10 protein-coding genes are annotated in these 11297 nt (G+C 73.3%); 2 read left to right on the forward strand and 8 right to left on the reverse strand.

What is annotated here, in order from left to right:
• Nucleotides 1–31: 31 nt before the first annotated feature.
• From ACFWFZ_RS25465 to pdhA, 3 genes are read right to left on the reverse strand one after another with little or no spacing between them, the layout of a single operon-like run.
• Nucleotides 32–1375: a dihydrolipoamide acetyltransferase family protein gene (locus ACFWFZ_RS25465; RefSeq protein ID WP_387125281.1), complete on the reverse strand. Its 1344-nt coding sequence runs from the start codon at nt 1373–1375 to the stop codon at nt 32–34.
• The gene (locus ACFWFZ_RS25470) at nt 1375–2343 is read right to left on the reverse strand and encodes an alpha-ketoacid dehydrogenase subunit beta (RefSeq protein ID WP_387125319.1); all 969 of its coding nucleotides are present in this window, start codon (nt 2341–2343) and stop codon (nt 1375–1377) included. Before ACFWFZ_RS25470 ends, ACFWFZ_RS25465 begins: the two co-directional genes overlap by 1 nt.
• Before the next feature lie 47 nt (nt 2344–2390).
• The gene (gene pdhA, locus ACFWFZ_RS25475) at nt 2391–3527 is read right to left on the reverse strand and encodes a pyruvate dehydrogenase (acetyl-transferring) E1 component subunit alpha (protein ID WP_387125282.1); all 1137 of its coding nucleotides are present in this window, start codon (nt 3525–3527) and stop codon (nt 2391–2393) included.
• A gap of 178 nt (nt 3528–3705) precedes the next feature.
• Between pdhA and ACFWFZ_RS25480 the strand changes: the two genes are divergently transcribed.
• Nucleotides 3706–4281: an Lrp/AsnC family transcriptional regulator gene (locus ACFWFZ_RS25480; protein WP_387125283.1), complete on the forward strand. Its 576-nt coding sequence runs from the start codon at nt 3706–3708 to the stop codon at nt 4279–4281.
• A gap of 90 nt (nt 4282–4371) precedes the next feature.
• Here the strand turns inward: ACFWFZ_RS25480 and ACFWFZ_RS25485 are convergent, their stop codons facing one another.
• Complete coding sequence (locus tag ACFWFZ_RS25485) at nt 4372–4959, reverse strand: TetR/AcrR family transcriptional regulator (RefSeq protein ID WP_387125284.1); 588 nt, start codon at nt 4957–4959, stop codon at nt 4372–4374.
• Nucleotides 4956–6467, reverse strand: a complete 1512-nt coding sequence (locus ACFWFZ_RS25490) for a 3-hydroxyacyl-CoA dehydrogenase (protein ID WP_387125286.1) — start codon at nt 6465–6467, stop codon at nt 4956–4958. Before ACFWFZ_RS25490 ends, ACFWFZ_RS25485 begins: the two co-directional genes overlap by 4 nt.
• 124 nt (nt 6468–6591) lie before the next feature.
• Here ACFWFZ_RS25490 and paaN point away from each other — a divergent pair, with 124 nt between their 5' ends.
• A complete protein-coding gene (gene paaN / locus ACFWFZ_RS25495; RefSeq protein ID WP_387125287.1) occupies nt 6592–8274 on the forward strand; it encodes a phenylacetic acid degradation protein PaaN in 1683 nt (560 codons plus the stop codon).
• 140 nt (nt 8275–8414) lie between these two features.
• On the opposite strand, the gene ACFWFZ_RS25500 is transcribed toward paaN, so the two are convergent.
• From ACFWFZ_RS25500 to ACFWFZ_RS25510, 3 genes are all read right to left on the reverse strand, one after another.
• Nucleotides 8415–9197 carry a TrmH family RNA methyltransferase gene (locus ACFWFZ_RS25500; protein WP_387125288.1) on the reverse strand — a complete coding sequence of 261 codons (783 nt, stop codon included), beginning with the start codon at nt 9195–9197 and terminating at the stop codon, nt 8415–8417.
• 106 nt (nt 9198–9303) lie between these two features.
• Nucleotides 9304–10527: an HTTM domain-containing protein gene (locus tag ACFWFZ_RS25505; RefSeq protein WP_387125320.1), complete on the reverse strand. Its 1224-nt coding sequence runs from the start codon at nt 10525–10527 to the stop codon at nt 9304–9306.
• A complete protein-coding gene (locus ACFWFZ_RS25510; RefSeq protein WP_387125289.1) occupies nt 10524–11186 on the reverse strand; it encodes a DUF5819 family protein in 663 nt (220 codons plus the stop codon). Before ACFWFZ_RS25510 ends, ACFWFZ_RS25505 begins: the two co-directional genes overlap by 4 nt.
• Between the last annotated feature and the right edge of the window lie 111 nt (nt 11187–11297).

Here is an 11297-nt window from a genome sequence, read left to right on the forward strand (position 1 = left end):
GGTCTCTCAGCCCCGCCCCCGCGCCGCACGGCTAGAGCGTGCGCAGCAGTACCGCCGGGGACTCCACGCAGTCCGCGACGTAGCGGAGGAAGCCGCCCGCCGTGCCGCCGTCGCAGACCCGGTGGTCGAAGGTCAACGACAGCTGGACGACCTTGCGCACCGCCAACTGCCCCTCGTGGACCCACGGCTTGTCGATGATCCGGCCGACGCCGAGCATCGCCGCCTCCGGGTGGTTGACGATCGGCGTGGAGCCGTCGACCCCGAACACCCCGTAGTTGTTCAGGGTGAAGGTGCCGCCCGTCAGGTCGGCCGGGGCCAGCTTGCCCGCGCGGGCGAGCTCGGTCAGTCGCGCGAACTCCGCCGACAGCGACTCCGGGTTGCGGCCCTGCGCGTCCCGGACGACCGGGACCACCAGGCCCCGCTCGGTCTGCGCGGCGAAGCCCAGGTGCACCGACGAGAGCCGGACGATCTCCTTGGCCGCGAGGTCCACGGTGGAGTTCAGCTCCGGGTACTTGGCCAGCGCGGCCGTGCAGATCCGTGCCAGCAGCGCGAGCACCGAGATCTTGGGGCCGCCCACGGCGTTCATCGCGGCCCGGGCCGCCATCAGCTCGGTGGCGTCCGCGTCGACCCAGCAGGTGGCGTCCGGGATCTCCCGGCGGCTGCGCGACAGCTTCTCGGCGACCGCGCCGCGCAGCCCCTTGAGCGGGATCCGCTCGCCCTGCGCCGCCACCGCGACCGCGGCGGGGGCGGGGGCCGGCTCCCGCAGTGCGGCCAGGGCCGCCTCGACGTCGGCCCGCAGGATCAGGCCCTCCGGCCCGGAGCCGCGCAGCGCGCGCAGGTCCACCCCGTGGTCCCTGGCGAGCTTGCGCACGAGCGGCGAGATGACGGGCACCGGCCCGGCGGGAACGGCCGGCGCGGCAGGAGCGGCAGGAGCGGCAGCAGCAGCGGCCGGGGCCACCTCGACGGGAGCGGGGGCCGCGGCCGGCGCCGACACCGCGGCGGTGACGGGTCGCACCCGTCGCCGACGCGCCGGGCGCGAGTGGTCCGAGCCGTAGCCGATCAGCGGCCGGGGAGCCTCGCCGGAGCCTTCGGCCTCGGCGGTCTCCGCGGCCCCGGCGGGCATCGACTGCACACCCACCGCCACAGTGATCAGCGGGGCGCCGACCGGCAGCTCCTCGCCCTCCTCTCCGAAGCGGGCGGTGACCACGCCGCCGTACGGGCAGGGCACCTCCACCATCGCCTTGGCCGTCTCGACCTCGACGACCGGCTGGTCGATGGCGACGACGTCGCCGACCGCCACCAGCCACCGCACGATCTCGGCCTCGGTCAGACCCTCACCGAGGTCCGGCAGCCTGAATTCCATGACCTGCGGCATCAGTTCTCCCACTGCAGGCGGGCCACGGCGTCCAGGATCCGCTCGACTCCGGGCAGGTGGTACTTCTCCAGCATCGGCGGCGGGTACGGGATGTCGAAGCCCGTCACCCGCAGCACCGGGGCCTCCAGGTGGTGGAAGCACCGCTCGGTGACACGGGCGGCGATCTCCGCGCCCGGTCCGCCGAAGCCGCCGGCCTCGTGGACGACGACCGCACGCCCGGTGCGGCGTACGGACTCCACGACCGTCTCCTCGTCGAAGGGGACCAGGGAGCGCAGGTCGACGACCTCCAGGTCCCAGCCCTCCTCGCGGGCCGCCTCGGCCGCCTCCAGGCAGACCGGCAGCGACGGGCCGTAGGTGATCAGGGTGGCGCTCGTACCCGTCCGCCGGACGAGGGCCTTGCCGATGCCCGGGACGGCCGCCGGCGCCTGAGGCGACCAGTCGGCCTTCGACCAGTAGAGCCGCTTGGGCTCCAGGAAGACCACCGGGTCGTCGCTCGCGATCGACGCGCGCAGCAGCCCGTACGCGTCCTCGACGGTCGCCGGGGTGACCACCGTCAGGCCGGGCGTCGCCACGTAGTACGCCTCGGAGGAGTCGCAGTGGTGCTCCACGCCGCCGATGCCGCCGCCGTACGGCACGCGGATGGTGATCGGCAGCGGCATGGCGCCGCGGGTGCGGTTGCGCATCTTCGCCACGTGCGAGATCAGCTGCTCGAAGGCCGGGTAGGCGAAGGCGTCGAACTGCATCTCCACCACGGGCCGCAGCCCGTACATGGCCATGCCGACGGCCGTGCCCAGGATCCCGGCCTCCGCGAGGGGGGTGTCCGTGCAGCGGTCCTCGCCGAACTCCTTCGCCAGGCCGTCCGTGATGCGGAAGACCCCGCCCAGCGTCCCGACGTCCTCGCCCATGACGTGGACCGTCGGGTCCTCGGCCATCGCGTCGCGCATCGCCCGCGTCAGGGCCTGCGCCATCGTCGCGGGCTTGGCACCCGTCTTCGCGGACTTCGCCGCCACCGTCGTCACGCCTGGTCCTCGGCTTCCAGCTCGGCACGGAGCATGGCCGCCTGCTCGCGCAGGCGGTCCGTCTGGTCCGCGTAGACGTGCGCGAACAGATCCATCGGGTCCACCACCGGATCGGCGTTCATCCCGTCGCGCAGGGACGCCGCCATCGCCTCGGCCTCGTCGCGCGCGGCCGTGATGCCCGCCTCGTCGAGGATCCCGCGCGCGGTCAGCTCGCGCTCCAGCAGGTCGATCGGGTCGTGCGCCTTCCACGCCTCGACCTCGGCGTCACCGCGGTAGCGCGTCGCGTCGTCGGCGTTCGTGTGCGCCTCCATGCGGTACGTGACGGCCTCGATCAGGGTCGGGCCGCCGCCGGAGCGCGCCCGCCGGACGGCCTCGGACAGCACCTCGTGCATCGCGGCGATGTCGTTGCCGTCGACCAGCCGGCCCGGCATGCCGTATCCGACGGCCTTGTGGGCCAGCGTCGGGGCGGCGGTCTGCTTGGCGAGCGGGACGGAGATCGCGAAGCCGTTGTTCTGCACGAGGAAGACCACCGGAGCCTTCCAGACGGCGGCGAAGTTCAGCGCCTCGTGGAAGTCGCCCTCACTGGTGCCGCCGTCGCCGACCATGGCGAGGGCGACGACGTCGTCGCCGCGCAGCCGCGCCGCGTGCGCCAGGCCCACCGCGTGCGGCAGCTGGGTGGCGAGCGGGGTCGAGAGCGGGGCTATGCGGTGCTCGCGCGGGTCGTAGCCGGTGTGCCAGTCGCCGCGCAGCAGGGTCAGCGCCTGTACGGGGTCCAGTCCGCGCGCCACGGCCGCCAGGGTGTCGCGGTAGCTCGGGAAGAGCCAGTCCTGCTCTTCCAGGACCATCGCGGCCGCGATCTCGCAGGCCTCCTGGCCGACGGTGGAGGGGTACACCGCGAGCCGGCCCTGCTTGGTGAGCGCCGTGGCCTGGGCGTTGTAGCGACGGCCGCGCACCAGTTCGGCGTAGCACCGGCGCATCAGCGCGGGGTCGAGACGGTCGGCCGCCTCGGTGCCCAGCACCCGGTAGGGCTCGGCGTCCGGGAGCAGCGGGGCGGCGTCCGTACGGGGCCTCCAGGCAGGCGGCGGGGTGGGACGGTGGGACGCACCGGCACCGGGCAGCTCTTGGACCGTCATGGCGGCGTACACCTCCTCGTGGGAAGCGGGCAGGGGTGGCCCCGGGTGTGAGGCCCCTCACCTACCGATTGTTCGGTTGCCTGCGCATTTTGGCTACAGGCGGCTCCAGGCTGTGGACAAACTGGCGCCGGGGCCCTGGGATGGATGCAGGACGTCCAGGAGAGGGAGGCATCGGGCAATGCCGGATGAACAAATGGCCGCGGCGGGTTCCGCACCGGTTCCACCGGGGGCCGCACCGGGAGCCTCCGCAGTCCCGCCCGTCACACCCCGGCCCCTGGACCCGATCGACCGGTCGATCATGCGGCTTCTGCAGGCGGACGGCCGGGCCTCCATACGCTCGGTGGCCGAGCAGGTGCACGTCTCGCGCGCGAACGCGTACGCGCGGATCAACCGGCTCATCGACGACGGGGTGATCCGCGGGTTCACGGCCCGCGTCAACCACGAGCGCGCGGGCCAGGGCGCCTCCGCCTACATCACCCTGAAGATCGTCCAGAACTCCTGGCGCACGGTCCGCGAACAGCTGCGCGAGCTCCCGGGCGCCGCGCACATCGCCCTGGTCAGCGGGGACTTCGACGTACTGCTCCTGGTGCACACCCCGGACAACCGGACCCTGCGCGAGCTGGTCCTGACCCGCCTCCAGGCCATCCCGGAGGTCCTCTCGACGCGCACCCTGCTGGTCTTCGAGGAAACGGACCTCTTGGCCCCCGGCCCCGGCCCGTCCGGCGGCCCCCCGGCCATCGCCGAGGAGCAGTAGCCCGTCCGGGTGGCACGACGCCCCCGGTGCGGCCGCTTCCGGCCGTTCCGGGAGCGGTCAGCGGGCGGTCGGCGCGCGGCCCGGAGCTGGTCAGCGAACGGTGCGCAGGCCGTCGAACGCCATGTGGACGACTGCGTCCGCCAGCTGTTCCGGGCCGGTGCCCGGGTGCGGGCGGTACCACTCGACCAGCGAGTTCACCATGCCGAACAGGAGGCGGGTGGCGAGGCGGATGTCCACGTCCGCCCGCAGGTCGCCGTCCGCGGCGGCGGCCTTGAGCAGGTCCGCGACCTGGTGGTCGAACTCCCGGCGGCGCTCCAGCGCCCACCGCTCGGTCCGGGTGTTGCCCCGGACCCTCAGCAGCAGCGTCACATACGGCAGCTCGCAGACCAGCACCTCGACCGTGCGGCGCGTGACGTACTCGACGCGCTCGACGGCCCGGCCGCGGACCGCCCCCGGCTCCTCCAGGACCGCGAAGAGCCCGTCGAGGGCGCGGCTGACGGCCCGCCGCAGGAGCTCCTCCTTGCCCGTGACGTGGTGGTAGATCGAGGACTTCGAGATGCCCGCGGCCTTGGAGAGGTGCTCCATCGAGGTGCCGTCGTAGCCGCGCTCGTTGAAGACCTGGACGGCCACGGACAGCAGCGTCTCCGGGGTGTAGGTGTCGCGTTTGACCGTGGTCACCGCGCGCCCTCCTCGTCGCCCGCCGCGTAACCCAGCTTGAACAGCGCCAGCGAGGGCGCGTACCGGCCGCCGGGACAGCGCTCGTCGAGGTGGTGCAGCAGGTCGTAGGCCCAGTCCTGGCCGAGCCGCTCGTTCCATTCGGAGGGGCCCAGGGGGTAGTTGACGCCGAGCCGCATCGCGGTGTCGATGTCCTCTGCGGAGGCCACGCCGCGGGCGACGGCGTCGGCGGTGAGGTCGATCAGCATCGCGACGGTCCGGGCGACGATCATGCCGGGGACGTCGCCGATGACGGAGACCTGCTTGCCGAGCTTCTGGAAGAGGCCGATCGCCTCGGCGAGGGTGCGCTCGCTGGTGTCCTCGCTGGCGGAGAGCGCGATCCGGGTGGCGCCCCGGTAGTCGAGCGCGAGGTCGAAGTAGACGACGTCCGCGAACTCGACGGAGGTCTTGCCGTCCGCGAGGACGAGCTGCCCCTCGCCGGGCAGCTGGATGTACGGGCCGCCCTGCTCGGTGGCCGTGACCGCGATCCCGGCCTCCTCCAGCAGGTCGGCCAGTTCGGCGGCCGGGCCGAGGTCGCCGACGACGGTCACCTTGTCCGGGGCCTCCTCGGGCCCGGCGGTGTGCGGCTGCGCGGCGACCGCGTCCGGGCCGTACGGGTACCAGCCGTGCCCCGACTTGCGGCCCAGGCGGCCCGACTGGACCAGTCGGCGCTGCACGAGGGACGGGGTGAACTTGGGGCTGCGGAAGAAGGACTCCCACACGGAGCGGGTCACGGCCTCGTTGACGTCCTGGCCGATCAGGTCGGTCAGCGCGAAGGGGCCCATCTTGAAGCCGCCGCTCTCGCGGAGCACGGCGTCGATGGTGGCCGGGTCGGAGCCCTGCTCCTCGTACACCGCGAAGGCCTCGGCGTAGAAGGGGCGGGCGATCCGGTTGACGATGAAGCCGGGGGTGTCGGCGCAGCGGACCGGCGTCTTCCCCCAGCCGAGGACCGTGCGGTACGCGCGCTCGGCGGCGTCCGGGTCGGTCGCGGAGCCGCTGACCACCTCGACGAGCGGGAGCAGCGGGGCCGGGTTGAAGAAGTGCAGGCCGAGGAAGCGGCCCGGGTGCGCGAGGCCCGCGGCGAGCTCGGTGACGGAGAGGGAGGAGGTGTTCGTGGCGAGCAGCGCGTCCGGCTCCAGCACGTCCTCCAGAGCCGCGAAGAGGGCCTGCTTGATCCCGACGTTCTCGACGACGGCCTCGATGACGAGGGCGGCACCGGCGAGGTCGGCGAGGGCGCCGGCGGCGGCGACCCGGCCGGCTGCCTCCTCGGCCTCGGCCGGGTCCAGACGGCCCTTCGCGGCCATCCGCTCGACACGGTCCTGCACGATGCCGACGCCGTCCGAGGCGAGGGCGGCGTCGATGTCGTAGATCAGCACGCGGTGGCCTGCGAGAAGGGCGACCTGGGCGATGCCCTGGCCCATGGTGCCCGCTCCGACGACCGCCACAGTGCGGGACCGCTCGATTGCTGTCATGTCCTGATCCTCCCGCACCGACTTGTCCACAGGTCCGCCGGGCCCTCTTGTCCCGACCGATCGTTCGGTTACTCTAACTCCAGTCTGCTCTCCTTCGCCCGGCTCAACGAGGAGTTGGTCCCTGATGGCCGCCGAGCTCACCGTCCCCCAGCTGTCCGCCAAGCACCGGCCCACCCTGGACCAGGCCCTGTCGGCGATCCGCAGCCGCGCCTACTGGTCCCCGCATCCCGAACACCCCAAGGCGTACGGCGAGAGCGCCCCGGCCGACGGGCTGGCCGCCTTCGAGGCGCTCCGCGGGACCCGGCTGGACCTCGGCCAGCCCGGCACCGACGGCTGGACGGGCGCCGAGAAGTCCCCGTACGGCCCGGAGCTCGGCGTCGAGTACCCGCACGTGGACGTGGACGTGCTGCTGCCCGCGATGAAGGCCGGCATGGCCGCCTGGCGCGACGCGGGCCCGGAGGCGCGCGCCCTGGTCTGCATCGAGATCCTGGCCCGCATCTCGGCCCGCACCCACGAGTTCGCGCACGCGGTCATGCACACCAGCGGCCAGGCCTTCATGATGGCCTTCCAGGCGGGCGGTCCCCACGCGCAGGACCGCGGCCTGGAGGCCGTGGCGTACGCGTACGAGGAGCAGACCCGGGTCCCGGGGCAGGCCGACTGGTCGAAGCCGCAGGGCAAGAAGGACCCGCTGGAGCTCGGCAAGACCTTCACCGCGGTCCCCCGCGGCATCGCCCTCGTGATCGGCTGCAACACCTTCCCGACCTGGAACGGCTACCCGGGCCTGTTCGCCTCGCTCGCCACCGGCAACCCGGTGCTGGTCAAGCCGCACCCGCGGGCCGTGCTCCCGCTCGCGCTGACCGTGCAGGTGGCGCGTGAGGTCCTCGCGGAGACGGGCTTCGACCCGAACCTGGTCGCGCTCGCGGTCGAGCGTCCGGGTGAGGGCATCGCCAAGGACCTCGCCGTCCGCCCCGAGATCAAGCTGATCGACTACACCGGCTCCACGGAGTTCGGCGACTGGCTGGAGGCCAACGCCCGCCAGGCGCAGGTCTACACGGAGAAGGCGGGCGTCAACACCGTCGTCCTGGACTCCACCGACAACTACAAGGGGATGCTGGCCAACCTGGCCTTCTCCCTGTCGCTCTACAGCGGCCAGATGTGCACCACCCCGCAGAACCTGCTGATCCCGCGCGACGGCATCGCGACGGACGCCGGCCACAAGTCGTACGACGAGGTCGTGGCCGACCTGGCGGCCTCGGTGGGCGGCCTGCTCGGCGACGACGCCCGGGCCAACGCGCTGCTCGGCGCGCTGGTCAACCCGGACGTCAAGGCCCGCCTGGAGGCGGCGGCCGGCCTCGGCGAGGTCGCGCTGGCCTCCCGCGAGGTCGCCAACCCCGAGTTCCCGGACGCGGTGGTCCGTACGCCGGTGATGGTCAAGCTGGACGCCGGCAAGGCGGACGACTCCGCGCCGTACCTGTCGGAGTGCTTCGGCCCGGTGTCCTTCGCGGTGGCCGTGGACTCCACGGCGGACGCGCTGGACCTGCTGCGCCGCACCGTGCGCGAGAAGGGCGCCATGACGGTCGGCGCCTACACCACCTCCACGGACACCGAGCGGGCGGTCGAGGAGGTCTGCCTGGAGGAGTCCGCGCAGCTCTCCCTGAACCTGACCGGCGGGGTCTACGTCAACCAGACGGCGGCCTTCTCGGACTTCCACGGCTCCGGCGGCAACCCCGCGGCCAACGCCGCGCTGTGCGACGGCGCCTTCGTCGCGAACCGCTTCCGTGTAGTGGAGGTCCGCCGCCAGGCGTAGTCGCCGGGCGCATCCCGCGCCCGCCCGTTCAGGCGTGTCGCCTCCTCCCCGCAGGTGCGGGCGGAGGCGTCCACCTGGGCCGTCCGGTGCCGACGACCACCGCCGCTCGGCAGGGCCGCGGCGATCGTGGCCGGGGTGTCCTAGAGATTCTCTCCGCCCTGTCCGGAGGCGGCCGGCGGGCCGCCCCAGTGGAAGAGGGCCATGGCCACGCTGGTGGCGAGGTTGTAGCTGGAGACCTGGGGGCGCATCGGCAATGACACCAGGTGGTCGGCCCGCGCGCGCAGCTCGGGGGAGATCCCGTGCCGTTCCGAGCCGAAGGCCAGCAGCGCGTCGTCCGGGAGGGTGAGGGCCCGGATGTCCTCGCCCTCCGGATCGAGCGCGTAGAGCGGCCCGGGCGGCAGCTCGTCCAGGGCGAGGCGTTCGACGGTGGTGGCGTAGTGCAGTCCGGCGCCGGCCCGGACCACGTTCGGGTGCCAGGGGTCGAGGTCGCCGCGGGTCACCACGCCGGTGGCGCCGAAACCGGCGGCGAGGCGGACGACGGCTCCGACGTTGCCGAGGTTGCGGGGGTTGTCGAGGACGACGACGGGCGCGGGCCTGGGGGTCCGCCGCAGGCCCGCGAGACCCGCGGCCCGGTCGGGCCGTACGGCGAGGGCCGCGACCCCGGTGGGGTGGACGCGGGGCAGCAGCTCCTTGAGCACGGCCGGCCGCACCAGGCGGACCACCTCGGCCTCGACATCCGGCGCCAGCTCCCGGGCCAGTGCCCGTACGGCGCCGGGATCGTCGGCGACGACCATGTGCACGTCCGCTCCGAAGCGCAGGGCGTGCTTCAGCGCGTGGAACCCGTCGAGGAGCACGAGGTCCCCCCGCCCGGCGCCCTCCCGCCACTGCCGCACCGTCTCGTCCCCACCCGCCCGCTCACTCATCCCCCGACCCTACGCCGCAACCCGTCGGAGCCCGCGGCGCAGGGGCCCGCCGTCCAGCCCCGCCGGCGTTCGAGGCGCGGGGGTCCGGGGCGGAGCCCCCGGCTCTTCAGCCCGTCCGGGGTGCGAGGGCCGGGCCCGGGTCGGGGCCAGGGCGGAGCCCGGTTTCCGGGTCCGGGCGGAGCCCGGTTTCGGGAAGGGGCAGGGCGGGGGAAAGCCCTGCACGGCCCCGCCGCGCCCGCAGCACGGCCGCCCTGGCCCCCAGCCACACCAGAAACCCGGTCGGCAGGAACACCGCATCGGCGGCGATCATCGCCAGCGAGAAGAACGGCAGCCCCAGCAGCACCGCGATCCCCGCGTGCTCCAGCATCATCAGGACCAGCAGGACGTTCTTGATCCGCCGGTTGAAGAGCGTGAAGGGGAAGGCCACCTGCACCGCCACCGTCCCGTACGACAGCAGCATCACCAAGGTCCCGCTGCCCGCCAGCAGCGCCGACAGCGCCGGCCACGGGCTGAAGTAGTCCAGTGCCAGGGGGTAGTACAGCGCCGTCCCGTCCTGCCACCGCGAGCCCTGGATCTTGTACCAGCCGGCCGTCGCGTAGATCAGGCAGACCTCCGCCATGATCACCAGCAGGCCCGCGTTGTGCAGCAGGTTCGCCAGGACGTCCAGGACCGCCCGCCCCTCGCCCTCCGGCTCGTAGCGGTCGGCCAGCCACCACAGTCCGCAGCACACCCACACCGCGGCGAACCCCGCGAGCCAGCCGTGGCTGAACCGCCCGGTGGCCGCCCCGTAGGCGAAGACCGCCCCCAGCACCCACCACAGCACCGGTCCGGCCGGCCCCGCCGTCGCGCAGCCACGCGTACGGGCCCTGCGCGCGTCCAGCGACCACACCTGCGCGCACCGGGTCAGCACCAGGTAGATCGCCACGAGGTGGATGACGTTGTCCCCGCCGTCGCCCATGAACACGCTGCGGTTCTGCAGGGAGAGCACGCCCACCATGAACACCACGGACGTCGCCCGCGTCCGCCAGCCCAGCAGCAGGCCGACGCTCGCCAGCACGGCCACCGCGTAGACGGTCTCGAACCACAGGGTCGAGCCGGACCACGTCAGGACCGTGAAGGCGCCGTTGGAGTCGAGCAGCCGCTGCGCCAGGTCCTGGCTCCACGGCCCGTCCGGGCCGTACAGCTCGGCGCGGTGGGGGAACTCCCGCAGCAGGAAGAAGAGCCAGGTGCCCGCGAAGCCGATGCGCACGACGGCGCTCTGGTACGGGCCGAGCGCCTGCCCGCTGACCTTGGCGACGGCCCGGGCCAGTGCGGCGCGGGCCCGTCTCACACCTTCCACCACGGCAGCTCCCGGTAGTAGGTCTGGGTGTCGGTGGTCTCGGTGCTCCACTTGGGCGCGGGCACGGCCGTCGTCGCCGAGCGCAGCTGGATCCGCAGAATGCGCCCGCCCTCGTGGTCCGGGGTGAGCCGGTTCATCGCGATCCGCCGCAGGTACTCCTCGGACAGCTCGCCGCGCTCGCCGACGGGCTTGTCGTCCTCGTCGTGCGAGCCGGTGTAGAAGTCCCAGGCCCGGCGCAGCTCGTTCTGCTCCGTGTGGCTCGGCAGCAGGCTGTGCCGGATCGCCGCCGCGTCCTCGGCGCTCAGGTCCCGCCAGCCGGTGGTGATCAGCTCGCCGCCGGCGGTCCGCACCTCGGCGCGCGCCTCCACGGCGATGTTCTGCTGGAGCGGGTTGGGCGCGAACAGCTTCCAGTTCTGTTCGAACTCGGGGTAGACCCAGGCGTCGATCGTCCCCGCGTGCTGCTTGCTCAGCGTGTTGGACGGGGCCACGTGCAGGAAGACCAGGGCGAGGTGCGCGCACACGGCCAGGCCCACGGCGCCCAGGGCCAGGGCGGTCACGATCCGGTACGGGGTGGACAGACCGGCGATTCCGGGCGCTCTCGGGGGTGGCGGAGCGGCCCCTTCGGCGAGCGTGAGCTCGTTCGAATCCATCCCGCCCCGATCGTCCGGCGTCCACAGGGTTGACCACAGAGGTTGACACCCTACGGGCCGCCGTCTCACCATTGAAGCGAATGAACCGAACGATCGGTCGGTCGGGTGGAC

Source organism: Streptomyces sp. NPDC060232, from assembly GCF_042726555.1.
Lineage (GTDB): Bacteria > Actinomycetota > Actinomycetes > Streptomycetales > Streptomycetaceae > Streptomyces.

Coding starts and splice junctions, on each gene's coding strand:
- ACFWFZ_RS25465 (WP_387125281.1), bottom strand. CDS start 1,375: ATGCCGCAGGTCATGGAATTCAGGCTGCCGGACCTCGGTGAGGGTCTG.
- ACFWFZ_RS25470 (WP_387125319.1), bottom strand. CDS start 2,343: ATGGCGCAGGCCCTGACGCGGGCGATGCGCGACGCGATGGCCGAGGAC.
- pdhA (WP_387125282.1), bottom strand. CDS start 3,527: ATGACGGTCCAAGAGCTGCCCGGTGCCGGTGCGTCCCACCGTCCCACC.
- ACFWFZ_RS25480 (WP_387125283.1), top strand. CDS start 3,706: ATGCCGGATGAACAAATGGCCGCGGCGGGTTCCGCACCGGTTCCACCG.
- ACFWFZ_RS25490 (WP_387125286.1), bottom strand. CDS start 6,467: ATGACAGCAATCGAGCGGTCCCGCACTGTGGCGGTCGTCGGAGCGGGC.
- paaN (WP_387125287.1), top strand. CDS start 6,592: ATGGCCGCCGAGCTCACCGTCCCCCAGCTGTCCGCCAAGCACCGGCCC.
- ACFWFZ_RS25500 (WP_387125288.1), bottom strand. CDS start 9,197: ATGAGTGAGCGGGCGGGTGGGGACGAGACGGTGCGGCAGTGGCGGGAG.
- ACFWFZ_RS25510 (WP_387125289.1), bottom strand. CDS start 11,186: ATGGATTCGAACGAGCTCACGCTCGCCGAAGGGGCCGCTCCGCCACCC.